Here is a 25,035-nt window from a genome sequence, read left to right as displayed (position 1 = left end):
TTCCAAAGTTCTAACTTTTGAAGAGTTTATTTTTTAAAACAACCCCTCAATTGTCCCTTCATCCGTAATGTCAATTTTCTCAGAAGCAGGATATGCTGGTAGTCCCGGCATACGCATAATATCTCCAGTGATGGGCACTAAGAACCCAGCGCCAGCGGCAATTTCAATCTCACGGACGGTCACTATAAAATCCTTTGGTCTTCCCAAAAGGGCAGGATTATCTGATAAAGACTTTTGAGTTTTTGCGATGCAAATGGGCAAACCAGACAACCCAAGTCTCTCAATTTTTCTGAGGTTTGCTTTTGCTTTTGCTGTGTAGTCTATGGCCTTAGCACCGTAGATTTTTTTGGCGATGATGTCGATTTTCTCTTCAACTGGTAGGGACCAATCATACATGGGTGTGAATTTTACATGGTTGGCTTCCACGGTAGCTACTACATCTTTAGCCAATTCAATGGCTCCTTCACCACCTTTGGCCCAAACATCCGCTAACTCTACTTTTACGCCCAATTTTTCACATCGCGTTCTTATAAGTTTTATTTCTGCTTCAGTGTCTGACGTGAATTTGTTGATGGCCACGACAGGCAGAATGTTGAACAGACCAATATTTTCTATATGCTTCTCCAGATTGGCCAGTCCTTTTTCTAGAGCCTGGAGATTTTCTTGTTGCAAATCAGCGACAGCTACACCTCCATGATATTTGAGTGCTCTGACAGTGGCTACCAAAACAACGGCTTTTGGCGAAAGCCCACCTGATACACATTTGATATCAAAGAATTTTTCTGCTCCGAGGTCAAACCCGAAACCCGCTTCTGTCACCACATAATCTGATAAAGACAATCCAGTCTTAGTTGCGATAATAGAATTAGTGCCTTGAGCGATATTGGCAAAAGGGCCACCATGTATGATGGCTGGATTGCCTTCCATAGTTTGCACTAAATTGGGCATGATGGCATCTTTGAGCAATGCAGCCATGGCGCCATGTGCTTTTAGATCACGGGCATAAATAGGCTCTTTGTTGTAAGTAAAGCCTATGAAAATATTTCCGAGTCTTTTCTTAAGGTCTGAGAAATTTTCGGCCAAACAAAGGATGGCCATGATCTCGGAAGCAGCGGTAATATCAAAACCTGTTTCGCGAGGTACACCAGAAGTGGTGCCGCCTAAGCCCACTATAACGTCTCTCAAGGAACGATCATTCATATCCATGACACGTTTCCAAGTCACTGTTCTAGGGTCTATACCCAGAGAATTGGCTTTGTTCTGAATGTTGTTGTCAATAAGTGCGGCTAAAAGATTGTTGGACTTCTCAATAGCAGAGAAATCCCCTGTAAAATGAAGGTTGATGTCTTCCATAGGAAGCACTTGAGAGTATCCACCCCCAGTAGCACCGCCTTTGATGCCGAAGACTGGACCTAGCGATGGTTCTCTAAGAACAACAGTGGTTTTCTTTCCAATTTTGTTGAGCGCTTCAGTCAAACCGATCGACATGGTAGTTTTTCCTTCACCAGCAGGCGTTGGGGAAATGGCCGAAACTAAGATTAGATTGTTTTTACTGTACTTTTCTTTGTCAATGTAAGTCAACGGAATTTTTGCTTTTGTTTTTCCGTATGGGATCAAATCTTCAGAATTGATATTAAGTTTCTTACCAATATCTACAATTGGCAAAAGGGTAGCTTTCTTAGAGATTTCTAAATCAGAATTCATAGGTAATGTTGTTTTTTAATCAGGATAAAGGCAGAATCGTCATTTTCAAAAATGCTTTGTCTTATCATTAAACCAAGTTATCATTATTTTCCAGAGGTTCATCGAACTTTTTTACAATTGGTATTTGCGGGTTTTACATTTACTCAAGTAAATCTTAAACCCACCACATCATGGAAGCGCACAAGATCGAACGAATGGAAGAAGTTTGGAAAACTATTGAAGGTTATTCCAATTATGAAGTATCAAACTTAGGTAGGATACGAAGGAAAGCACGAAAGACATTCCACGCTGGGTCGAATAAAGATATTACGCTCAAGGAAAAAGTAATGAAGCAGCGCTGGAACAAAACCTGCAAATGCTATTTTATGGATCTGCTAAATGATGATAGGAAAAGGAAAACCGTATACCCTCATCGTGAAGTGGCTTCCGCTTTTTGCATCAATATCTTGCCTGAAGACTACACTATGATTGTGCATTTGGACAACGATCCTAAAAACAATAATAGTTCAAACTTGGAATGGGTATCTCCATCTGAGCACATGGCGTTTCAGTTTGAAGTAGGAAACAAAAACAATTTCAAGGTTTGGAGAACCCGCAAGGAAAAGTATGAAAATGGTTTCAAAGCAGGAACGATATTTAAAGGGAGACCTAGAAAAATTATGGCCTAGTACGGATAAGTAAAAAGGGCAGCTCTAGCTGCCCTTTTTTGTTATATTTTCATCACAAACCATTTGGCTAAGGTTTTATAATTCACCTTAGTGCCATGCATAAATATGCCAATGCGATAAATTCTTCCAGCCATCCAGGTAGTAGCGCAGAAGCCTGCAATGAGTAGTGAAACAGACAAGGCCAACTCCCACAGGGGCACATCAAATGGCAAACGCATCATCATAATCACTGGAGAGGTAAAGGGTATGATAGACAGCCAGAATGCCATAGTACCATGAGGTTCTTGTATGACTATAGAAATCATCATCATTGAAAATATCAAAGGCAATGTGATAGGCAACATGAACTGTTGAGAATCTGCTTCACTATCCACTGCTGAACCAATAGCAGCCAACAAGGCTCCATACAATAAATATCCTCCTAAGAAATAAATTAAGAAGCTTACAAGAATGACAGGAATATCAATTTGATCCGTGATGCTCATGATATCAAAAGCTTTGTTTTGCGCCTCTATTTGCTCTGCGTCTACTCCGGCTTGACTTACCATTTGTTCCGTGGCAGTCTGTTGATCCATGATCAACGAGGAGGTCACTGAAGTCAGTGCAGTGGTCATTACCGCCCACAAAACAAACTGAGTGAGCCCAACTGCTGCAATACCAATAATTTTACCCATCATCAGCTGAAAGGGTCTAACTGAGGCGATCATTACTTCAATGATTCTACTTGTTTTTTCCTGTGTTACGCCACGCATGATTTGCATGCCGTAAATGAAAATGAACATATAAAGGAGAAATGAAGACACGTAGCCTACGCCAAATGCGATTCCTGAGTTACTTTCACTTTCATCTCCTGTGTCAGATAAATTAATGGTTTGAATATCTACTTTAGCTCTGAGATTGTCAATGAGTTCTTGATCCAAGCCAGAGTTCGCCAGTTTTTCATCTTCAATAATGCCTTTTATTCTTTTTTCGATTCCACCTTCTACAGCTATCCCGGGACTTTGAGTTGAATAAAATTTAATACCATCTGGTTTATCCAAATCTAATTTTGGGATATGCAGCAGTCCAAAAATCGCATCACTGGTGAGTAGAGATTGCTTGGTCTCTTCTACATCAGCTTGAATAAACTGATACGTGATCGTCTCTGTGTTTTCTATCTGATTTTCAAAAAAGCCTGATTCGTCTATCACCTGAATGAGCTTTTGATCACCCTCTCTGGTAGCAGACCAAATGACGATTGCCATCATCCCTGCAAATAGAATAGGGCCTAAAATAGTCATGATAATAAATGACTTCTTTTTTACTCTGGCGATGTATTCGCGTGCTATGATAAGTCCGATCTTATTCATGATTAGTTGGCTTTACAGTGGATATAAAAATGTCATTGATAGAAGGAATTTTTTCGTTGATGGAAACAATCTTTGTTTTTGAAGTAATGAAATCAACCAGATCATTTACCGAGTGAGTTGCTCCTATTTTCACTTCTGATCTAATTATATTATCATCCATGGTTTTGGTATGCAACACTTCAAATCCATTATCAGAAATTGGAATCTCTCCTTCGTATTCAGCTATAAAGGTATGGTCTCGGTATTGATTTTTGATGTCCTTTTTGGCTCCATTGATCAATATTTTAGAATGGTGGATTAGCGTAATTTGATCACATAACTCTTCTACAGATTCCATTCTATGGGTTGAGAAGATAATGGTTGCTCCTTTCTCTTTTAGCTCCAAAATTTCATCTTTAATCAAATTAGCGTTGACCGGGTCAAAACCAGAAAAAGGTTCATCTAAAATAATCAGTGATGGGCTGTGAACCACTGTGGCGATGAATTGAATCTTTTGCTGCATTCCTTTAGATAGGTCTTCTACATTCTTATTGTGCCAATCCATTATGTCCAGTTTTTCCATCCAGTGCTTGATAGAAGCTACAGCATCTGGTCTACTCATTCCTTTCAGACGAGCCAAAAAGATCAATTGATCCGAGACTTTCATTTTTTTATAAAGTCCTCGTTCTTCGGGTAAATAGCCGATTTTCCTTACATCCTCGGCAAGCATTGGAGCTTCTTTGAAAAGCACCTGCCCACTGTCTGGCATGATGATTTGAGTTATAATTCGTATCAACGTGGTTTTACCTGCTCCGTTAGGTCCTAAAAGACCAAAAACACTATTTTCAGGAATGCCAAATTCGATGTGATCTAGCGCTTGGTGGTCTCCATAAGATTTAGAGACTCCATTGATTTTTACTAAGTTCAAAGTCGATTGATTTTTGATTTGCTACATAGGTAGCAAAAGACATTCAAATATTACAGAAGGGAGAAAATTACTTCACGTATTCAAATATGATATTGCCTAAAGCGACATCTACATTGAATTCCATCAAGTTTTTGGCGCTGGCGGAATAACTTCGATTCACATAAACATTGTCGGAAACTTCTTCGAATGCCTGGCTAAGTGAGATGTTACAAAGAGGCGAACTTTTGAAATAGATGATCGCAGGGTAGTCGTTTTCGGGGACAATAATTTTTAATTTACCTGCCCCGACGCTTACATTAACTTTACAATACTCGGTGACTCCTTCGCTGAAATCTAATACCGCAGTTCCGAACCCTACGTCCGCTATTACTACTTTAGCTTTGGATTTGTTTACATTTTTAGTCATCAAATTGCCCACATCTACATTTACAGAGAAAGTATCCATCACACACTTATTCATGGAGTTGTCGTCGTACATGATTTTGACATTGGCACTTCCAGATTCGATTTTGAATTTCGACACAGGCAAATTGGAAAGATTCACATACGCATCTCCTACTCCATATTTTAAATCCAAATCGTAGACTTTTTGATCCGCTAAAAATACTTTCCAGAAATTCTTTTCCGACTTTTCGTTGCCAAACATGCTATAAGAAATGGCTTGACTCAATCCTTTTTGATTGTAATCTTCGAGAAATAAGTTGACTTGATTGCGGTTTTTGTTGATTTCGGTATGGAAGGTGGGGTTTACTTCAGAAAAGGAGGGGTTGCCGTAGATGGTGACAGGATCGTCGTTGTCTGATGGATTGATAAAACAAGTGCCTGAGGTGGCTTTTAATGAAAAAGCGACCGTATCAAAAGACGATTCATCCTTCACTGAATAAAACTTTTTCAGTTGACAATGTCCTTTCATCCCACATACCAATGTTGCTAGTACAACAATATAAACCCTTAACATGTCCCTACGTACGGAATTTTTCTCATTCTGGTTCGATTCCTTCGATGATTATCACAATTCAATCGTCGAAAATAGAATGAATCAGTCGAAATCAAAAATTTAGACTTGTATGTATCAATAAAAAGACCTCTTACTATTCGATGTAAGAGGTCCTTTTTATTCTCCGTCGTGGATGCAATGAAACAATGACGTTATCTATTGATTCTAAAAGAATTCTTTGATTTTCTCAAAGAAGCCTTTCTCTCCTTTGCCTGGGTTAGGCGTGAAGTTGTCTGAATCTCTCATGCTTTCCAGTTTTTCCTTTTCGTCTTTCGACAAGGTTTTCGGTGTCCAAATGTTCACATGAATCAGTTGATCACCTTTGCCGTAGCCATTAATATCCTTGATACCTTTGCCTCGTAACCTCAAGATTTTACCTCCTTGCGTACCTTGATCTATTTTGATTTTTACTTTACCGTCGATCGTTGGCACTTCCACTGAGGTACCTAAGACAGCATCAACAAAATTGAGATACAAGTCATAGACAATGTTGTTGCCTTCCCGCTTCAATTCTTCTCCTTCTTGCTCTTCGATTACGATCAATAGATCTCCAGGCATTCCTCCGCCTGGGGCTTCGTTACCTTTTCCTGACATGGATAGCTGCATGCCATCTACTACGCCAGCTGGAATTTTCACTGGAATCACTTCGTCTTTATAAGTCAATCCAGAATTGTCAACACCATGTGGTTTTTTGTCGATACTTTGGCCTGCGCCGTTACAAGTAGGACAAGTAGAAGCAGAGACCATTTGGCCTAGCATTGTATTTACCACTTTCTTTACCTGACCGCTCCCATTACAAGATTGACAGGTTTTGAAAGTAACTCCTTCTGCTACTACTAATCTGTTGACTTTAATTTTCTTTTCTACACCGTGAGCAATGTCTTCGAGGGTAAGCTTGAGCTTAATACGAAGGTTGGTGCCCTTACGAGCTCTGCCACGGCCTCCACCGCCACCGAAGAAGCTGTCAAATGGACTTCCACCACCTCCGCCGCCACCAAAGATGTCGCCAAATTGAGAGAAGATATCGTCCATGGACATGCCACCGCCACCGAATCCGCCGCCGCCAGCTGCTCCACCCATACCAGCGTGACCGAATTGGTCATAGCGCTGTTTTTTTTGAGCATCACTCAAAACTTCATAAGCTTCTGCGGCTTCTTTGAAATTTTCTTCAGCTTGTTTGTCGTCTGGATTTTTATCTGGATGGTATTTGATTGCTAGTTTGCGATAAGCTTTTTTGATCTCATCAGCAGCTGCAGATTTTGATACTCCCAGTACTTCGTAATAATCTCTTTTTGCCATAATTATGCTCCGGTTACCACTTTCGCAAATCTGATCACTTTGTCATTGAGCAGATAGCCCTTTTCCACCACATCTACAATTTTGCCTTTCAATTTCTCTTCAGGCGCAGGTATTTGCGTGATGGCTTCGTGATACTCTACATCAAATTCGGAACCTTTGTCGGCTTCGATTTTTTTCACTCCTTTTTGCTCAAGGATGCCTTTAAATTTATTGTAAATCAAGTCAATACCTTCTTTCACAGATTTCACATCTGCTTCATCGGTCATTGACTGTTCTGCTCTTTCAAAATCATCCAATACTGGTAATAAAGTTTGCAGCAAACTTTCATTAGCAGAATTGATAAGCTCTAATTTTTCTTTAGAAGTCCTTCTTCTGAAATTTTCAAATTCAGAATATAGCCTGAGGTATTTGTCTTTGGATTCATTTACCTCTGCTTGAAGTTTTTCCTCAGCACTTAATTCGACCTGCGGTTCTTCCTTGGTCTCCTCTTTTTCCTCTACGGTTTCTTCGTTCTTCACCTGTGGTTCTTCCACAACCGTCTCTTCCGACTTCTTGTCAGCTTTTTTATTGTTTTTCGCCATTAGTATTCACAATTAAATGCGTCATTGATTTGGCAATTACTTTGCCAAGGGAAAATCTGTGACAGATTGTCCTAAAATCTTTTTGTTCTTCAAAAAGTTGTCAGGTTAGGCGTTGATACTTTTCCAAATCATATCCTTAAGCGGATCTAGGTTTTTCTGTGCAACACTAGAGATAAATATGGAAGGAAGTTCAGTTGGAACTTCTTTTTTCATTTCTTCCATGAGCTCATCATCCAGCATGTCTGATTTGGTAATAGCCAGCATTCTTTCCTTATCCAAAAGTTCAGGGTTGTATTTGGTTAATTCCTTCAAAAGGATTTCATATTCCTTCTTGATATCATCGGCATCTGCTGGCACCATGAATAAGAGAATGGAATTCCTTTCAATATGCCTTAAAAATCGAATGCCCAATCCTTTACCCTCAGCAGCGCCTTCTATAATTCCTGGAATATCCGCCATCACAAAAGATTTGTGATCTCTATAAGCCACCACACCCAGGTTTGGTACCAAAGTGGTAAATGGATAGTTGGCAATTTCAGGTTTTGCTTCTGATAGAACAGAAAGTAATGTTGATTTGCCAGCATTTGGGAAACCCACCAATCCCACATCTGCCAAGACTTTCAATTCAAGAATCATCCACTCTTCGATGCCCTCTTCTCCAGGTTGAGCATAATGTGGTGTTTGATTAGTGGCGTTTTTGAAATTGTCGTTTCCTAATCCGCCACGACCTCCTGGGGTCAATATAATTTCTTGGCCGTCTTCAAGAATCTCAACTCTTTTTTCACCAGTTTCAGCTTCTCTAGCTATTGTTCCTAATGGAACTTCTAATATAATATCCTGTCCTTCAGATCCACTTCTATTTCCACCTTCCCCAGGTTTGCCATCTTCTGCTATGGCATGCTTTTTATAACGTAAGTGTAGGAGCGTCCAAAGCTGGCGATTGCCTCGAAGTATGATGTGACCACCACGCCCTCCATTACCGCCATCTGGGCCGCCTTTTGGGACGTGTTTTTCTCTTCGGAAATGTACCGAACCAGGCCCACCATTTCCCGAACGGGAGCAAAACCTTACGTGATCAATGAAGTTTGAAGATGCCACTTGTTAATATTTTTATGTCATGTCGACGAAGGAGACATCTTATCTATGTTGTGAAGACTTCTCCGCTACGGCGAACCGTTTTCGTCGAAATGACAAAAGTACAGTGTTTATTTGAAGTAGGTTAAAGTCTTATAGTACAAAACGGTCAAACAAAAAATGACAAAATTTAATTGACAGCAATTAGATTTTGTCATTTGAAATTTGTGATTTCTTACAGTCCGTCCATCACTCGACGAATCGCCAAGTAGATTTCTTCGATAGCACCTACACCATGGATTTTGTTGTATTTGCCTTGCTTCTCGTAAAACTCAGCTACTGGAAGCGTCTCGTTTTTATATACTTGGATTCGATTGTCAATTTTAGCCTCGTCTTGGTCGTCTGCTCTACCTGAAGTTTTTCCTCTTTCGAGCAATCTAGTTTTCAATTCTTCGTCAGGTACGTCGAGCGCAATCATACCACTGATAGAAGTGTCAAACTCGTTGAGCATATCTTCGAGTGCTACTGCCTGAGCTACGGTCCTTGGAAACCCATCAAAAATAAATCCTTGAGGATCTATAGTTGTTGAAATTTTATCTTTTACCATGCCGATGACCACTTCATCTGGCACAAGATTTCCTTCATCCATATATTTCTGAGCTAATTTGCCGAGCTCAGTTCCTTCTCCTAGATGTTTTCGAAATAAATCACCAGTTGAAAGGTGTACTAATTTGTATTGTTCTATTATTTTTTCACTCTGCGTGCCTTTACCAGCACCGGGAGGGCCGAATAATACGATATTTAGCATGATTTATATATTAGTGTGTATGATTAGTATGCTACAAAAAAGGGGCAAATATAATAAATTAATTGGGGCACGGTTAGGGCTTCAATTGATACAATTCGGTAAGATTTCTACCCTTACCTTGATAGTCCATGCCGTAGCCCACAACGAATAGATTAGGTATTTCTTTTCCTATGTATTGAAGCGCTATTTTTTGTTGATAGGCTTCAGGTTTGAAAAACAAGGTAGCCGTACTTATAGATGTCGCATTTTTACTCTTCAATATGTTCATAATGTGAGCTAAGGTGGTGCCACTATCTACAATATCTTCTACTATCAATACATGTTTTCCAGCCAAATCTTCATTGACGCCAATGAGGTCATGGACTTTGCCTGTGGATGTAGTGCCTTCATAAGAGGCAAATTTAAGGAAGCTGATTTCTGGATCAATAGTCATGTATTTGACCAGATCAGCTACAAAAAGAAAAGCGCCATTCAGTATGCCGAGAATCAGCAAATCTTTGCTGGCAAAATCATTATCTATTTGCCTTGCTAATTCTTTGACGCAAGATTGAATTTGATCGGCAGTCAGGTACTCTTCGAAATGTTTGTCTCCAACTTGGATCATAGGTTTTTCATTAAGTATTGGTACAGATGGATCATGGCGTCGATGTCATCTTTGTGCACTATTTCGTCCGGTGAATGTACATGATCTTCCGGAGCTCCTACAAAACACCAATCAATAGGATAAGGTGACAATTGAATTTCTCTACCATCACTGCCTCCGCTTCTTTCCACTTCTATTTGATATTTTACACCTGAAGCGTCTGCGAGCGCTACTATTTTATCTACATATTCTCTTCTTGGGATGCTCATATCGCGTAGGGAAATAGCCACGCCATTCCCATGCGTTACACCTTCAGTTACCCAGGTAATGTCAGAGACCAGTGCTTGTTTGATTTGATAATTTTCATACATCCATTTGCATAAAAAAGGCACGGTGCCTCCGCCATGTTCTTCCCAGCAAGAAAAAATGATGAGGCCGTCCTCAAGTGTTTCGGCTACTTTCAAAGCATTCAATACACCCAGCCGATTGTCCATATAGCAGGATTGGACATAGTCGTCTGTTTCCCTGAAATCAGATTTGAATACTAAGTCTGTACCAGACTCGATCCCTCGCCCAAAATCATAAAATAAATGACCCTCTTCATCTTTGAGTTTGCATTCAATAAGTCCCATGGCATCTTGTCCGACTAATCGATAGCCAGTTTCAGTTTCTGGCCCTCCAATTGGTATGAGTTGATTTTCATACCGAACGGTAAAACCTATGGAATCAATATGAGCAAATATGGCTGTCCTTGGTTGGCCAAATTTTAGAATCAAGCAGTCTTGAAATTCATCTCCATGAATCATTTCTGGTTGTACTTTCCAACTTCCTTTATTCTTATTGATATAATCGATGAGAAATTCGGTCATGGCAGATTCATTGCCAGAAGGAGCGAAGACCCCACAAAGGGTTTTTAATAATTGTATATCTGCAGGCTGCATATATTCTTTTGAAAATCGAAGCACAAAAATCATTGTTTTTCAACTAAATCAAATAGGTGAACGTAATTTTACCGCCGAATCTTATAATTCTATGTTCGAAGAAATTCTGAAGTACTTATTAATTTATAGCTCAAGTGGTATCAAGTTTGTTTTTGGACCTGTGTTTGGTGCGTCATTTGGCTACAGTGTTTTCTTCACGGGTACATTGACCATCCTTGGGATGATGACTACCGTGTATCTGTTTACTTATTTTGGGACTTATATCAGACACTTTACACAAAGCGTATTTAGATCTAGAGACAAAAAGGTATTCACTAAGAAAAACAGAAAGTACGTTCAACTTTGGTTGAAGTATGGAGTGGTGGGGATGTCCTTTCTTACGCCAGTACTACTGTCTCCTTTGGGGGGAGCTATTCTTGTGAATGCTTTTGGTGGGCGAAAAAAAGATATCATCAAGTATATGTGGATGAGCAGTATCTTTTGGGGATATCCGATGACTTGGGCAGTGAAGTTTGCCGGACATATGATCCCATTCCTTAATTTGGGAGGGCAGTAAATTTTCTCCGACTCAACCAATCTTTTAATCATTTTCTTACCTTTACTCGCATGAGTAAACCTGAGAAGAAATTATTCCTGCTAGACGCATTTGCCCTGATTTATCGCGCACATTTTGCCTTTAGCAAAAATCCAAGAATCAATTCCAAAGGCATGAATACCAGTGCCGTATTTGGGTTTATGAATTCCCTTTTGGAAATCCTTAGAAAGGAAAAGCCTACTCATATTGGGGTGGCATTTGATACAAGTGCCCCTACCTTTAGGCATGTGCAGTTTCCCGAATACAAAGCCCATCGTGAAGAAACGCCTGAAGATATCCGTACAGCCACACCTATTATCAAAGACATTCTGAAAGCATTCAATATTCCAATTCTTCAATTGGATGGATTTGAAGCAGATGATGTGATTGGCACTTTAGCCAAGGCGGCTGCTAGAGATGGGTTTGAGGTGTTCATGATGACGCCGGATAAGGATTATGCACAATTAGTAGAAGATCATATTTACCTCTACAAACCCGCCTACATGGGCAATGGTGTGGATGTGCTTGGTATCCCTGAGGTGTTAGCCAAGTTTGAAATTGAGAAAGTAGATCAGGTCAGAGATATTTTAGGCTTGGAAGGAGATGCGGCTGATAATATTCCTGGAATACCTGGTGTAGGGAAGAAGACAGCCATTAAATTTTTGCAGGCATATGGAACTGTAGAAGGGCTGCTAGAAAATACAGCTGATCTGAAAGGAAAAATGAAAGAAAAGGTGGAAGCATTTGGGCAGCAAGGTATTCTATCTAAAGAATTGGCTACAATCAAAATCGACGTGCCGATCGACTTTAATGAGGAGGATTTAGCACATTGCGAACCTAATGAGGCCAAGGTCAAGGAAATTTTTGAAGAACTAGAGTTTCGTACCATGCTCAAAAGAATCTTTGATATTGATGAGGCACCAACTACTTCTGCAAAAACGCCTGCAAAAAAGAAAGCACCTGCACCATCTCAGCTTGGATTGTTTGGTGATACGGCAGTAGAGGTGCAAGCTCAAACCACAGTTCAAGAAAAGAAAAATTCGAAGAACCACAAGCACGAATACCATTGTATTGATACGCCAGCACTCAGAAAGTCTTTAGTGAAATATCTTTCACTGCAAGAGGAATATTGTTTTGATACAGAGACCACAAGTGTCAATCCAGAAGAGGCGGAGTTGGTAGGAATTGCTTTCGCTTATGTGCCTGGTGAGGCTTATTATGTGCCAATTCCCGCAGATCAAAAAGAAGCTCAGACGATTGTGGAAGAGTTTAGATCTGTTTTGGAAAATGACAATATTCAAAAAATAGGTCAAAACTTGAAATACGATATTCAAGTGATGAAGAACTATGGAGTGGAAGTAACGGGCAAAATGTTTGACACCATGCTTGCTCACTATCTCATCGATCCAGAGTCCAGGCACAAGATGGATGTGTTGGCGGAAAATTACTTGAACTATACGGCTATTCCGATTGAAGACTTGATTGGTAAGGGCAAGTCTCAAAAAAACATGCGTGACATTCCTGTGGCTGATGTAGTAGACTATGCGGCGGAGGATGCGGATATTACGCTTCAGTTAAAGCTCAAACTGGAAAAAGAAATTGAAGAAAGGGGACTGGAAAAATTATTGCACGAAGTTGAGGAACCACTGAGTATTGTATTGGCAGATGTGGAGTATGCTGGGGTCAAAATTGATACTAATGTACTCGGTGAAATGTCGAAAGACCTCAACGAGTTGAGCGTAACCGCTCAGGACAAAATTTTTGAATTGGCAGGGCAAGAGTTCAATATCAACTCACCAAAACAAATGGGTGAGATTCTGTTTGATAAATTGCAGTTGGTGGACAAGCCCAAGAAGACGAAGACAGGCCAATATGCTACTGGAGAAGAAATTTTGTCCAAGCTGGCGCCAGAGCACGAGATTGCTGAACGCATTTTGGAATTCAGAGAATATCAAAAACTGAAATCTACCTATGTGGATGCTTTGCCGCTTTTGATAAGCAAAAAGGACGGACTAATTCATACAGATTATAGACAAGCAGTAGCTGCCACGGGTCGACTGAGTTCGAATAACCCAAACCTTCAGAATATTCCTATTCGTACTGCCAAGGGGCGTGAGATAAGAAAAGCTTTTGTGCCAAGGAGTAAAGACTATACTATTTTCGCGGCAGATTACTCTCAAATAGAGTTACGTATCATTGCGGCTTTCGCCAAAGATGAAAGTATGATTCAGGCTTTCAAAGATGGGCAAGATATTCACTCGACTACGGCATCAAAGGTATTTGATGTACCAATGGCGGAGATGACTCCTGATATTCGGCGTAAAGCCAAAGAGGTAAACTTCGGATTGATTTATGGCATTTCAGCATTTGGCTTGTCGCAAAATATTGGTATTTCCAGAACTGAAGCGGCAGAGATTATTGACTCCTATTTCACTCAATTCCCGAACATCAAAAGGTACATGGATGATCAGGTGAATTTCGCTAAGGAGCATGAATATGTGGAGACGATTTTGGGTCGTCGCCGCTATTTGAGAGACATCAATTCCAGAAATGCCACTGTTAGAGGTTTCGCAGAGCGAAATGCAGTCAATGCGCCTATCCAGGGAAGCGCCGCGGACATCATCAAAGTAGCCATGATCAACATCCATGATTGGATGAAAAAGGAAAAACTTAAATCCAAAATGATTATGCAAGTGCATGATGAATTGGTCTTTGATGCCCATAAGGATGAACTATCAACTCTCCAGAAAAAAGTAGAAGAATTGATGAAAAATGCACTACCAATCGATGTGCCGATGGAGGTAGGAATGGGTACAGGAAATAATTGGTTGGAGGCGCATTGATGAAATGGCCATCCTCTTATTGCCTTGCAAAAATGAAATACTACCGGGAATCCTTTGTTCACTTTGAATTAAGTCTTTCCAGGCTGAATGAATCTATTGTCATTTTAACATAAATGTACCTACATCGTTTAGGATTGTTTATTTTTAGACAGGATTAATGCGAATATTGTAAAATTGTACTATTAAGATATAAGGTCACTTATACGACTCTGTATTGACTTATAAATATTATTTATCGGGTAATAGATACATTTCGTCGAAAACCTATCTTTTTCTCAACACTTTAAATTTCTTTTGCAGCTCAACCTCTCCTACCCAGCCCAACCAGCAGCAGTAAAGAAGCAGTATAGAGAGAATAATGAAGAGAAAAATTATATTATGCGCGAGCATACTTGGACTAGGTATGCGTGTGTCAGCACAATGCCCAACAAGTGGCACTATATCATCTGATTGTACTACAACTGGTGACTTAACCGTAAGCGGTGGTTCCCTAATTGTGAATCCCGGAGTGACCATGACTGTAACTGGTAAACTCACATTGAAGGCCAGTGGTTCCATCACTGCATCGAGCGCAGATATTGTCTTAGGAAGTTTTACTGATGGCAATGGAAATAACACAATTACAGGTGGAACATATACCATTTCGGGTGATTTGAGTACTAGCGGAGGTGGAGACCTCTTGATCGATGGAGCAACTATAAATGCAACAGGTGCTGCAAGTCTTACTGGAGCAGATATTACTGTATCAAATAGTACGATCAATTCTGGTTCTTTAAGTTCTAATTTAAATACGCTAACACTTTCTAATAGTAATTTCACTACCACAGGAACAGGTGATTTCGAACTCGAAGAAGCTACTGTTACTAGTTGTACATTCAATATTGGCGGAGACCTATTTATAGACAGTGGAACAACCACGGTGAGCGATTCTGATTTGGATGTAGGAGTGGGTTATGCCGACGGTGTATCTCAGACTGCATTATCTATGAATGGTGGCGGTAAATTGTATCTTAATAATAATACGACCTTGGATGTAAAAGGGCATTTGCAGAATAATGAATTGTATATCAATAATTCTCATGTAGTTATCACAGGTGATTTTGACAATAGAGGCTCGGAAATTTTAGAAGTGAGCAATGGCGGATCGATCAGCATAGGAGGAGATTTTGACAATGGCGGTAGTGGCAGTACCACTGCAGAAAGCGGAGGTACTATAGATGTTGATGGAGACTATGACAACACTGGAGGTGGTACTACTACTGTAGATGGAGGTGGCATGGTCGTAGGTGGCACTTATTCAGGAACAGATCCTACTGTAACTGGTGGAGCAGACGAAAACTGTAGTGGTGGAGGTGGTGGTTGTTGCGGATCCGCTTGTGCTAGTATGCCAGTTTCCTTACTTTCATTTGATGTGGATATTCAACTGGATCACATAGCCCTTTCTTGGAAAACAGCTAGTGAGTTGAACAACGATCATTTCAATATCCATCGCTCAACTAATGGAGTAGATTTTGAGATTATAGACTGGGTAGCTGGTCATGGAACAACGAACGAACAGAAAAAGTACGAACTCCAGGATTATCCTTCACAAAAAGGCATCTATTATTACCAGTTGGAGCAGGTAGACTATGATGGGGCCAATGAATTTTTTCCTATCAAGAAAGTCAATTATAAATTGAATCAAAATGCAGGCCTTACCATATACCCAATGCCAGTTGCATCTGGCGAGGATTTTTACATCAATTATTCAGGGGAGGAGCAAATAATAGCAAAAGTTTATGACCTCACGGGGAGTTTAAGTTTTGAACTTCCATATAACATTGAAAGTGGAAAGATTAGGTTTGATGCTTCTTCTCTTTTGTTACCTAGAGGTATTTATGTAATACAAATCAATATGGGTGCAGAGGTATATGCACAAAGGATTAATGTTAAATAACACAGTTATTGAGTTTGGCTTTGTTCACCAATAGCTGTGACAACCAATTTTCTTGATCCGCCATAGTTACGATGTTCGCAAAGGTAAATCCCTTGCCATGTGCCAACATTGAGCTTCCCGTTGGTGATAGGAATAGAAACGGAACTGCCTAACAAAGAAGACTTGATATGTGCTGGCATATCATCAGCACCCTCGTAAGTGTGCTTATAATAGGGAGCATTTTCTGGCACAAATTCATTGAAGTGGCTTTCGAAATCTTGTCTTACCGTAGGGTCAGCATTTTCATTGATGGTCAGGCTGGCCGAAGTGTGTTTGATGAAAACTTGTAAAATGCCGATCTGAATATCTTTTATTTCAGGAATGACATCCAGAATTTCTTCAGTCACCAAATGAAAACCCCTTGGTCTCGGGTTAAGAGATATTTCTTTTTGAATGCTTGTCATATTCTAAATTCAGTCATTCCATTCATTAATCAAAATAGCTTTGAGACAAATTATTGAATTAAGGAATGGGTACTTCTAAGGATTTCTAAGTAAATTGAAGCTTCAAAAAGCACGTTTTATTTCAATCAGCGCATTAGACAAGGGTGAATCACGCTTCACTTTTTTGATTAAATGCTCAGGTTGAATTTGTCAAAGTCAATTTGAATTTAGACAACAGTGAAAAACTACTACGGGCTTTTGATCATATTTTGCTTGTCCTACTCTGCTTCGAGTCAGACCAAGTTTATCATTGAGTCTCTGCCAGAGACAACTCCAGCCCAAGATTCGATCTTTATTACAGGCACTTTCAATAACTGGAATACAAGTGATCCAGAATATCTTTTGCGAAAGCAGCCCAACGGTCAATTAGCTGTTATTCTATATTTTACCGAGCCAGTAATAGAATACAAATTTACCAGAGGGGATTGGTTGAAAGTAGAAACCGGGACGGAGAATGAGTACATTCCTAATCGAACTTTGGTTAGTCGATCGTCATCAGAGCCCATACCGATAAGAATTAAAAATTGGCAAGATTTAGGTGGTGCCCGAAGTTTTGAATATTTGATATTTTATTACTTCTCAATTGCATTCTTGTCTATCATACTGTTGACACTTTCATTTAGAATTTTCAAAAAAGATCCGAATAGAAGACGGATTTTTGTGACTTTGCACGGGTTTTTTGGTATGCTCTATTTAAGCGCTGTAGCTTATTTTGTGGTCAATCCCATCTGGCAAAGTTATTTGATTATTTTGGGTCAGGCACTCATTTTTGTCTGGGGCCCTATGGCTTACTTATTTATCAAACAAGTTGAACACAAGGAAAACCTGACAGTTACCTATCATTATTTTATTCCTGTCATTCTTGCTTCTTTGATTGCTTTTTTGAGATTGATGAATCTTGATTTTTTCAGCTTCTTCTCTTTATCGATAAGTGGATTTTTAACTTGGGGGAAGGCATTATTGATGGGAGGAGGAGCCATGATCACACTTTACTATTTGATCAAAGTGATTGGGGATTTGAAATGGAGTAAAATAACAGAAAGACCGTATTCATTTTCCCTTTGGGTCTTAATTCTTAATGGTGTGAGTCTATGTTTTGTGTTTTTTAGTCTTTATACTGACGGGTGTGGTCTGACCAATGGGAACTTGGGTGAATACAAATGGTTTTTTGTTGTGCTTTCGCTATTGGTTTGGACAGAGGTAATTGCGTTGTGGAAAGACGCGCAATTTTTTAAAGAAAAACCACAGGTTCTACATATTGATAAAGCTGATGAGCTATTGCCCAAACTCCGTGATTTAATGGAAAAAGAAAAAGTGTATCACGAGGCAGAATTGAGCGTTAATCGCTTGGCAGAATTGATGGAGACTAAACCGCATATACTATCTAAGCTATTGAATGAACACTTTGAACAAAATTTCAGAGACTATGTCAATGGTTATAGAGTTGAAGAATTTATTGATTTAGCCAATAGTGGCAAATTAGAAAAACTCACCTATTTGGGTTTGGCTCATGAGGTGGGCTTCAATTCTAAGTCTACATTTAACCTAGCCTTCAAAAAAATCACACATAAGAGCCCCCGAGAATATTTCAAAGCTTATGCCCTTTAACCGTCAAAATATCAGTTAGTTACGAGTTGTATCCAAGTGTTGTATATTTTAGTTTCTTGGCTGATTTTAGAAAATAGGACGTTTTTCATCGTCTTCAAGGGCACATTTGAAGACTTGATTAATAGTTAATCAGGCGGCATTTGAGAAATGCTGTTACTTTCAAAATCTAATCGACATGATCAAAAAAATTACATTAATGATTTGTTGCTCATTTCTGTTTGCCACGGCCAGTCAGGCGCAGGATGATGTAATGATGCAAGCATTTTACTGGAATCTTCCAGTGGATGAAACCAACCTAGACGGAGACTGGTGGGACAATCTTGCTGATAAGTCAACTTATTTGAAGAATGCTGGCTTCACAGGCCTATGGCTTCCATCACCAGCCAAAGGAAATTGGGGAATTGTGGACATGGGCTATGGTATTTACGATCACTATGATCTGGGTAATTATAATCAAAAAGGATCAATCGAAACTCGTTTCGGAAGTCGATCCGAATTGGAAGATATGATTGCAGACATGCACGACACCAGTGGAGGCCAGCCTAAGATTGAAGTGTATGCAGATATCATTTTGAATCACGTCTATTCTAGCGACGAAGACGAAGAATCGAACCCAGCAGTGAAAGATTACACTTTTGCTGAGGCTTATACCAATGGTTCTCAGCATGTACCTTACCCTTCCAATGAGATCAAATGGGTGATTCCTAATGCTGGAACAGGCGACTATTATATAAAAATCAAAGGGTTCGAAATGGACTGGGGTAGTTATGACAGTCGCGGATACGAAGTGACCATTGATTGGACTGGCTCAGGAGATAATTCAACTTATACTTGGGAAAGTGAGCCGAACGGTGGCAATGGAGATACAGATGTTTTTCCGGGATCTGGACAAATCATGAGAGGATTTATTGGTTCGTCATCTGACATTGATGAATATCAAGTGACTGTATCAAGTGCTCATGACATTGTGATTAAACTCAAAGCCATAGATAATACAAGTGGCTGGAATTGGGGCAACCAAAACCATGGTTTGTATCCTGCTGAGGTGTGGTACAATGGCAATAATCTGGCAAGTACCACTTTGGAAGCCAGAACCAATACGGGCATTAGCTATGCCACTCATACAGGTTCTGGAGAGCCTAACTTGACCTGGAATTATTCGCACTTTCATCCAGTAGATGGTAATGACTGGTTGGGAGACTGGGGAGGCGATGAGATTATCCCTAATACCAAAGGTTTTGGAAATGACTTTAATACCTACAGTAGTGTAGTACAAGATCGCTTCGAAGATTGGGGAGAATGGTTGTCCAATGAAATCGGATTTGACGGCTATCGATTGGACTTTGTTAGAGGATTTCAGGCCGACTATGCAGCCGATTGGGTAAATAGTTTGCCTTTACTAAATGGAAACCAACGGTTTATTGTAGGTGAATACTGGGGATCGGATTCAAGAATCAACGACTGGGTGAATGACCTGGCAGCAGATGGAGCTGATGCCGATGGATTTGATTTTCCATTGAAATCTTCTTTGACCGATATGTGTAATGGCAATAGCGGCTATGATATGCGCTGGTTGAACAACGCCGGTATGGTCAGAAATGGAAACGGTCATTCGCTGCCTGGTACTTCCGTAGTGACATGGTTGGACAACCACGATACAGGCAAGGAGCATGACAAATGGGTAACTCAAGACTGGAAAATGGGATATGCTTATATCCTGACACATGAAGGTCGCCCTTGTGTATTCTATCCTCACTACTACAACGTGACACTGGTAGATAACCATGATTCGAATACGACTGTAACTTCTCCAGCCAGCCTCCAAGAGGACATCAACAAATTGATGTTCGTAAGATCCACCTATTTAGGAGGAAGTCTTGAAGTGCTGAGTGATGTAGGGAACCCATATCCATCTGGCGATGCACATGATGTATACGTTGCAAGACGTGCTGGAAATGGAACCAAGGATGGTGCGATTGTAGTGATTAATAACAGTAGTTCGACTAAAGGGCTATGGGTGGACATCACCCCTTCAAGCTGGTCTAATTGGGACAATACTGTTTTGGTGAATGCTTTTGATAACAGCCAAACTACTCAGGTCTATGGAAGCGGTAGAGCTTGGGTAGAAGCACCTGCTCGGGGATATGCTGTATATGTAAAACAAGGTGAATATGTAGCTTACTCCGCTCCATCAGCAAGAACCATAGACTTAGGTTTTGAAGAGACTTTAGAAAATAAATTAGAGTTTAATGTATCTGAGATTTTCCCTAATCCAGTGGTGAATGGCTTCTCTAACTTAGACGTTGATTTGCCCGAAGATGGGATTGTTTCAATTGAAGTTATTGATTTGTGGGGTCGTGTAGAAAGACAGATTAAAGTTCAGAAATCGGCTGGACATCATACCATCCAGCTCGATGTGCAAAACTTACGAACGGGTTATTACCTCTATAAATTTGCATACAGAGATCACGTGACACAGACCAAACCATTTTTAGTAAAGAACTAGAAGCTATTAGTTTCAAAAAGGTGAGCTCCCCAATTAGGATTGGGGAGCTTTTTTTATCCTAGATTTTAATTTAATGGTGCTGATCTTACTTGTTTCTTGTCTTCAATTATTGAATTTGATAAAACAGACAAAAAATAATTTACAGGTATAGGTATTAGGCATATGTACCTAGATGGTTAGGTGAAAATCTTATGGGTAAAGTAGGTAGCTGACGGTATTTTGAAATTATAACGGGTAAAATAACTTTTATAAGTTGTGAAAATTTTGAAGACTATATAGTTTACTGCATCAGCTTTTAAATGACAACCAGTAAAACCTAACCATGAAACAAACTGATCTAATGAAAGATGAGTGGTGCCACATTTGGTACGACTCGGAGCTAAATGCCATAGGCGCCAACTGGCAAGGTTTTCCAAAAGTGAGACATGTAAGAGAAAGTTGCGAATTTATGAGCAGCTTCATTAAAGAGAATAATGTCAAGCATCACTATAGTAATCAACTAAATCTAAAGGTATTAAGTAAAGAGGTTGGAGAGTATCTAAATTCAGACTGGTTCCCCAATGTTGAAAAATTAGGTCTTGAAAGAATTGCTGTGCTTGTCTCTTTTGATCCCTATGTTAAGGCTGCAATGAATAAGGTGAATAAAAGCTATCTTGGGAATGGAGATCTTGAAATTTTCACCTTTGGATTAGAAAAGGAATGTTTGAACTGGTTGAAGGTAAGTCGTTCGCCAATTGATGAGACACAGCAACTAGTCAACAAAATCTCGGCCTTTCAAATGCTAAAGGTGGAGGAAGAAGTAAAAAAACTGGATCCGCTTGGTATTGACGAATATGTTAGCCTAATTCCGAAATTAAATGCTGATGGAGATGCTGATGGGTTGGTAAGTCTACTGAGTCGTAAACTTCCAACTCCGGAGCAATTGGATGGGTTTGACTTCTATACATCTCTGGCTTCAATGAGAGACATTGGAATTTTTCTAGGTTCTATCAAAAGACATGATATAGAGCCAATTGAAGCCATACCGCATTTGGAATATGTATTAGACGAATTAAGTCGTAAAACAAACCTTCCTCCAAGAGATACCTTACTTCACTATACCGTTTGGAATCCAGATGGTCATCGAAAAAGAAGGTACACCTCAGTAAAAGATGAGCTTGATTTAATGCATAGCGTGACAGAATCATTTCCTGCAATGGAAGGTGCAATTGACCACCTTATCAAGTTGCATCATACACCAATAGATTCTCCATATTATGAAGAACTTTGTGAAAAAGCAGGTGCTGACTTTAAGCACGTTATTCAGGCTATAGTTTTTGCGCATAGAACAGTTTCACCAGAATTCTTTGCAAGAGAGCTTAGGTTTTACTATGACCCAATAGTATTCAACAATGAAGAACTTATCGGTCCAGGCGCGGTGGAGCTACCTATGTTTGTTTATGATCATCTGCTTTGGAGTTCTCAAATTATGAACGAAGAGTATGTGGAATTTAAAACCAAATACCTTCCATTCAATTTGTCCTTTATGCGTGATATTTATGACTTCTATTCAGGAAAAGAGAGTCTGGTGGATGTGGCTATCCGTATGCTTGAAGAAAAACCAAACGATCAGGTGGTAGCCTCATCTCAGGCACTTCTTAAGCTGTGCAATATGCAAAAGAGCTTCAGGATGCCACATAAAAAATTGGCAGAAGAGTCATACAAATATCAAGAAGAAACTGGGCAAGACAAAGGTAGTGGAGGCTATTCTACAGATATTCTTCAATTTATTCTTGAAGCCAATAGTCAACGGATTGATTCGCTAAGTAGTTCTATAAACAAACTGACTCAAATCAAGGAGACGAATTGACAAAATATTAATAAACCAAACCTATCCGCAACATTATTTGTCACAATTAATTAATCAAATTATTTTAAAAATGGGGAAGAATTTAATATTCGACAAGAAGTTTTGCAAAATTGAAATGGACAATTCAAGTGGAATCCTGTATACCAAATGGTCGGGATTTATTCAATTGAATCAGGCTAAGGAGGGTAGTGAATTTATGACAAAATACATCAAAGAGAATGGTGTGAAACTTCACTTGAGCGACCATCTTGATTTGAAAGTGGTCACGGAGGAATTAAAGGATTATTTGACCAAGGAATGGTTTCCTGCAGTTGAGAAAGTTGGATTGAGAAAGGTATCAGCATTGGTTTCGACTAATATTTATGCGAGGTCTAGTGTAGATGATATTAATAGTCGGGTGCAACTAGGAAATCTTACAATTGAGAATTTTAACACAGTAAAAGATTGCGAAGACTGGCTTTTGAAGTAGTTATAATGCGAAAAAAGCCGGACGAGCATGTCCCAGTTTACAATTGGCAGTGTCGTGAGAAAAGTTACTTTAATAAACCTGGTAATTAAATATTAAACTACATGAATTCAGTTAAAAAAGAAGTCGTTGTAATTGGTGCTGGTCCGGCTGGACTTCAGCTCGGTTATTTTTTTGAAAAATACAGTATAGACTATGTTATACTTGAGAAAGCTGAAGAGGCGGGTGCTTTTTTTAGGCAATTTCCACGTCACCGTAAGTTAATTTCGATAAACAAGGTGCATACCGGTTTTGAAGACAAGGAAATTAATATGCGTTTTGATTGGAATTCTCTCTTGAGTGAAGAGTATGAACCGTTGTTCAAAGACCTAACCAAAGAATATTTTCCCGATGCAGATGCTTTTGTTGAGTACCTCGATAATTTCAGAAAAAAATTTAGCCTGAAGGTCGAGTTCAACTCTAATGTTGAGCAAATATCTAAGGTCGATGACGAGTTTCGTATCGACTTGGGAAATGGCAAAAAGTATACTTGTCCTAACGTAGTAGTGGCTACAGGTACATCTTTGCCTTATTTACCAGAGATTAATGGTATTGAACATGTAGTGCCATATACTGAGTGTTCAGTTGATACAAAAGAATTCGAAAACAAAAGAGTACTGATTTTGGGAAAAGGCAACTCAGCATTGGAGACGGCAGATCATCTAATAGCAAGTGCGTCAAAAATCCATGTCTGCAGCCCCAATACGGTTAAAATGGCGTGGAAAACCCACTTTGTTGGTCATGTTAGAGCAGTAAATAATAATTTTTTAGATACCTATCAGCTAAAATCACAGAACGCTTTGATAGATGGGAATATTGACTTGATTGAAAAATTACAAGATGGCACATTGGCTGCTACGATTAAATATGGTAATGCGGATGGAGAAGTTGAACAATTAATTTATGACGCTATTATAGCGTGCACTGGCTTTAAGTTTGACGCTTCCATATTTGATGATCAAGTAAAACCACAATTAACAATTGACGATAGGTTTCCTGATCAGAATGAGAAGTGGGAATCTGTAAATGTGAAAGGTCTGTATTTTGCGGGAACGATTACCCAAATGAGGGATTTTAAAAAATCCACTTCCGGTTTTGTTCATGGTTTCAGATACAACTGTGAATGTCTCTTTCATATTCTTCACAAGAAAATAAAGGGAAAGGATTGGCCATATTCAAACGTGAAGGCTGAGTCCAAGGAAATGACCAATTTGATAATTCAAAATATAAATAGAACCTCAGCACTGTGGCAACAATTTGGATTCATTTGTGATGCCATTTTAATAGATGGTGGTGAAGCCAAGTACCTTAAGTCTATTCCAGTGGACTATCTTCATAAGCAAGCCCGTCCAAATTTGGATGAGTATTATACAATTACATTGGAGTATGGTAATGAAATATTTGAAAAAGCGGCTAATCCCTTTAATATTAGTAGGGTACACAGGAATGACATAAAGAATGCAAATAAGAGTGCTTTTTTACATCCCATAATTCGTAAAATTTACAAAGGTAGGCAAGTGGCAGAGCATCACGTCATTGAGGACTTTGAAAATAAATGGGACGAACAACCTATTCATATTCAGCCGCTGATTGATTTTTTTGAGCAACATTTGTTATCTGATAACCGTTCGGATCTTCTTAAAAATTGGAAGGATTCTGAAAATATGGAAAAGGCACTTGTGTAAAGTGTACTAGTTTTCGGTATTTGACTAACCTCCCAAAATTGTAAAAGTAGCAGAAAAGCAATTTCTGCTACTTTTTTAATTTGCTAGTATTCTATCTAGATGGTTATAATAGTAATTACAACTTTTCTTACACTAC

20 protein-coding genes are annotated in these 25,035 nt (G+C 39.4%); 9 read left to right on the top strand and 11 right to left on the bottom strand.

Going from position 1 to position 25,035, the window contains the following annotated elements; genetic code table 11:
• Window positions 1-33: 33 nt before the first annotated feature.
• Complete coding sequence (locus ABJH98_RS18875) at window positions 34-1,704, bottom strand: formate--tetrahydrofolate ligase (protein ID WP_348309338.1); 1,671 nt, start codon at window positions 1,702-1,704, stop codon at window positions 34-36.
• A gap of 170 nt (window positions 1,705-1,874) precedes the next feature.
• Between ABJH98_RS18875 and ABJH98_RS18870 the strand changes: the two genes are divergently transcribed.
• Window positions 1,875-2,372, top strand: coding sequence for an NUMOD4 domain-containing protein (locus ABJH98_RS18870; protein WP_348309337.1), 498 nt, complete (start codon window positions 1,875-1,877; stop codon window positions 2,370-2,372).
• 41 nt (window positions 2,373-2,413) lie between these two features.
• Here the strand turns inward: ABJH98_RS18870 and ABJH98_RS18865 are convergent, their stop codons facing one another.
• The 9 genes from ABJH98_RS18865 to ABJH98_RS18825 all read right to left on the bottom strand — a co-directional run bounded on the left by ABJH98_RS18865 (window position 2,414) and on the right by ABJH98_RS18825 (window position 10,944).
• The gene (locus tag ABJH98_RS18865; RefSeq protein WP_348309336.1) at window positions 2,414-3,721 is read right to left on the bottom strand and encodes an ABC transporter permease; all 1,308 of its coding nucleotides are present in this window, start codon (window positions 3,719-3,721) and stop codon (window positions 2,414-2,416) included.
• Window positions 3,714-4,628, bottom strand: a complete 915-nt coding sequence (locus ABJH98_RS18860; protein WP_348309335.1) for an ABC transporter ATP-binding protein — start codon at window positions 4,626-4,628, stop codon at window positions 3,714-3,716. Before ABJH98_RS18860 ends, ABJH98_RS18865 begins: the two co-directional genes overlap by 8 nt.
• 67 nt (window positions 4,629-4,695) lie before the next feature.
• The gene (locus ABJH98_RS18855; RefSeq protein WP_348309334.1) at window positions 4,696-5,586 is read right to left on the bottom strand and encodes a hypothetical protein; all 891 of its coding nucleotides are present in this window, start codon (window positions 5,584-5,586) and stop codon (window positions 4,696-4,698) included.
• 204 nt (window positions 5,587-5,790) lie between these two features.
• Window positions 5,791-6,924, bottom strand: coding sequence for a molecular chaperone DnaJ (gene dnaJ / locus ABJH98_RS18850; protein WP_348309333.1), 1,134 nt, complete (start codon window positions 6,922-6,924; stop codon window positions 5,791-5,793).
• 2 nt (window positions 6,925-6,926) lie between these two features.
• Window positions 6,927-7,505 carry a nucleotide exchange factor GrpE gene (locus tag ABJH98_RS18845; protein WP_348309332.1) on the bottom strand — a complete coding sequence of 193 codons (579 nt, stop codon included), beginning with the start codon at window positions 7,503-7,505 and terminating at the stop codon, window positions 6,927-6,929.
• Window positions 7,506-7,610: 105 nt separating this feature from the next.
• Entirely contained in the window at window positions 7,611-8,603 is a 993-nt protein-coding gene (gene obgE, locus ABJH98_RS18840) for a GTPase ObgE (protein WP_348309331.1), read from the bottom strand.
• Window positions 8,604-8,814: 211 nt separating this feature from the next.
• Entirely contained in the window at window positions 8,815-9,387 is a 573-nt protein-coding gene (locus ABJH98_RS18835) for an adenylate kinase (protein WP_348309330.1), read from the bottom strand.
• A gap of 73 nt (window positions 9,388-9,460) precedes the next feature.
• Window positions 9,461-9,991 (bottom strand): hypoxanthine phosphoribosyltransferase, encoded by a 531-nt coding sequence (gene hpt / locus ABJH98_RS18830; protein ID WP_348309329.1) that lies wholly within the window; start codon window positions 9,989-9,991, stop codon window positions 9,461-9,463.
• On the bottom strand, window positions 9,988-10,944 hold the full coding sequence (locus ABJH98_RS18825; protein ID WP_348309328.1) for a M20/M25/M40 family metallo-hydrolase: 957 nt from the start codon (window positions 10,942-10,944) through the stop codon (window positions 9,988-9,990). The genes hpt and ABJH98_RS18825 overlap by 4 nt, the downstream gene beginning before the upstream one ends.
• 58 nt (window positions 10,945-11,002) lie before the next feature.
• Between ABJH98_RS18825 and ABJH98_RS18820 the strand changes: the two genes are divergently transcribed.
• The 3 genes from ABJH98_RS18820 (at window position 11,003) to ABJH98_RS18810 (ending at window position 16,264) form a co-directional block, all read left to right on the top strand.
• Window positions 11,003-11,467, top strand: coding sequence for a hypothetical protein (locus ABJH98_RS18820; protein ID WP_348309327.1), 465 nt, complete (start codon window positions 11,003-11,005; stop codon window positions 11,465-11,467).
• Between the two features lie 50 nt (window positions 11,468-11,517).
• Window positions 11,518-14,328, top strand: a complete 2,811-nt coding sequence (polA, locus tag ABJH98_RS18815; protein WP_348309326.1) for a DNA polymerase I — start codon at window positions 11,518-11,520, stop codon at window positions 14,326-14,328.
• Window positions 14,329-14,686: 358 nt separating this feature from the next.
• On the top strand, window positions 14,687-16,264 hold the full coding sequence (locus tag ABJH98_RS18810) for a T9SS type A sorting domain-containing protein (protein ID WP_348309325.1): 1,578 nt from the start codon (window positions 14,687-14,689) through the stop codon (window positions 16,262-16,264).
• A 5-nt stretch (window positions 16,265-16,269) separates the two neighbouring features.
• On the opposite strand, the gene ABJH98_RS18805 is transcribed toward ABJH98_RS18810, so the two are convergent.
• Window positions 16,270-16,707 (bottom strand): secondary thiamine-phosphate synthase enzyme YjbQ, encoded by a 438-nt coding sequence (locus tag ABJH98_RS18805; protein WP_348309324.1) that lies wholly within the window; start codon window positions 16,705-16,707, stop codon window positions 16,270-16,272.
• 216 nt (window positions 16,708-16,923) lie between these two features.
• Here ABJH98_RS18805 and ABJH98_RS18800 point away from each other — a divergent pair, with 216 nt between their 5' ends.
• The 5 genes from ABJH98_RS18800 to ABJH98_RS18780 all read left to right on the top strand — a co-directional run bounded on the left by ABJH98_RS18800 (window position 16,924) and on the right by ABJH98_RS18780 (window position 24,899).
• Window positions 16,924-18,354, top strand: a complete 1,431-nt coding sequence (locus ABJH98_RS18800) for a helix-turn-helix domain-containing protein (RefSeq protein WP_348309323.1) — start codon at window positions 16,924-16,926, stop codon at window positions 18,352-18,354.
• Window positions 18,355-18,529: 175 nt separating this feature from the next.
• Complete coding sequence (locus ABJH98_RS18795; RefSeq protein ID WP_348309322.1) at window positions 18,530-20,860, top strand: T9SS type A sorting domain-containing protein; 2,331 nt, start codon at window positions 18,530-18,532, stop codon at window positions 20,858-20,860.
• 322 nt (window positions 20,861-21,182) lie between these two features.
• Window positions 21,183-22,709 (top strand): monodechloroaminopyrrolnitrin synthase PrnB family protein, encoded by a 1,527-nt coding sequence (locus tag ABJH98_RS18790; RefSeq protein WP_348309321.1) that lies wholly within the window; start codon window positions 21,183-21,185, stop codon window positions 22,707-22,709.
• 70 nt (window positions 22,710-22,779) lie between these two features.
• Window positions 22,780-23,178 (top strand): hypothetical protein, encoded by a 399-nt coding sequence (locus tag ABJH98_RS18785; RefSeq protein ID WP_348309320.1) that lies wholly within the window; start codon window positions 22,780-22,782, stop codon window positions 23,176-23,178.
• Between the two features lie 101 nt (window positions 23,179-23,279).
• Window positions 23,280-24,899, top strand: coding sequence for an NAD(P)-binding domain-containing protein (locus ABJH98_RS18780; protein WP_348309319.1), 1,620 nt, complete (start codon window positions 23,280-23,282; stop codon window positions 24,897-24,899).
• Window positions 24,900-25,035 lie beyond the last annotated feature (136 nt).

This window comes from Reichenbachiella sp., assembly GCF_039969095.1.
GTDB lineage: Bacteria > Bacteroidota > Bacteroidia > Cytophagales > Cyclobacteriaceae > Reichenbachiella.
Note: the sequence above shows the minus strand (reverse complement) of the source record. Positions and strands in the feature narration are given on the sequence as shown.

Bases quoted from the DNA above. Each gene is read 5' to 3' on its own strand.
- ABJH98_RS18875 (WP_348309338.1), bottom strand. From the start codon at position 1,704: ATGAATTCTGATTTAGAAATCTCTAAGAAAGCTACCCTTTTGCCAATT.
- ABJH98_RS18870 (WP_348309337.1), top strand. From the start codon at position 1,875: ATGGAAGCGCACAAGATCGAACGAATGGAAGAAGTTTGGAAAACTATT.
- ABJH98_RS18865 (WP_348309336.1), bottom strand. From the start codon at position 3,721: ATGAATAAGATCGGACTTATCATAGCACGCGAATACATCGCCAGAGTA.
- ABJH98_RS18855 (WP_348309334.1), bottom strand. From the start codon at position 5,586: ATGTTAAGGGTTTATATTGTTGTACTAGCAACATTGGTATGTGGGATG.
- dnaJ (WP_348309333.1), bottom strand. From the start codon at position 6,924: ATGGCAAAAAGAGATTATTACGAAGTACTGGGAGTATCAAAATCTGCA.
- ABJH98_RS18845 (WP_348309332.1), bottom strand. From the start codon at position 7,505: ATGGCGAAAAACAATAAAAAAGCTGACAAGAAGTCGGAAGAGACGGTT.
- ABJH98_RS18835 (WP_348309330.1), bottom strand. From the start codon at position 9,387: ATGCTAAATATCGTATTATTCGGCCCTCCCGGTGCTGGTAAAGGCACG.
- hpt (WP_348309329.1), bottom strand. From the start codon at position 9,991: ATGATCCAAGTTGGAGACAAACATTTCGAAGAGTACCTGACTGCCGAT.
- ABJH98_RS18825 (WP_348309328.1), bottom strand. From the start codon at position 10,944: ATGATTTTTGTGCTTCGATTTTCAAAAGAATATATGCAGCCTGCAGAT.
- ABJH98_RS18820 (WP_348309327.1), top strand. From the start codon at position 11,003: ATGTTCGAAGAAATTCTGAAGTACTTATTAATTTATAGCTCAAGTGGT.
- polA (WP_348309326.1), top strand. From the start codon at position 11,518: ATGAGTAAACCTGAGAAGAAATTATTCCTGCTAGACGCATTTGCCCTG.
- ABJH98_RS18810 (WP_348309325.1), top strand. From the start codon at position 14,687: ATGAAGAGAAAAATTATATTATGCGCGAGCATACTTGGACTAGGTATG.
- ABJH98_RS18805 (WP_348309324.1), bottom strand. From the start codon at position 16,707: ATGACAAGCATTCAAAAAGAAATATCTCTTAACCCGAGACCAAGGGGT.
- ABJH98_RS18795 (WP_348309322.1), top strand. From the start codon at position 18,530: ATGATCAAAAAAATTACATTAATGATTTGTTGCTCATTTCTGTTTGCC.
- ABJH98_RS18790 (WP_348309321.1), top strand. From the start codon at position 21,183: ATGAAACAAACTGATCTAATGAAAGATGAGTGGTGCCACATTTGGTAC.
- ABJH98_RS18785 (WP_348309320.1), top strand. From the start codon at position 22,780: ATGGGGAAGAATTTAATATTCGACAAGAAGTTTTGCAAAATTGAAATG.
- ABJH98_RS18780 (WP_348309319.1), top strand. From the start codon at position 23,280: ATGAATTCAGTTAAAAAAGAAGTCGTTGTAATTGGTGCTGGTCCGGCT.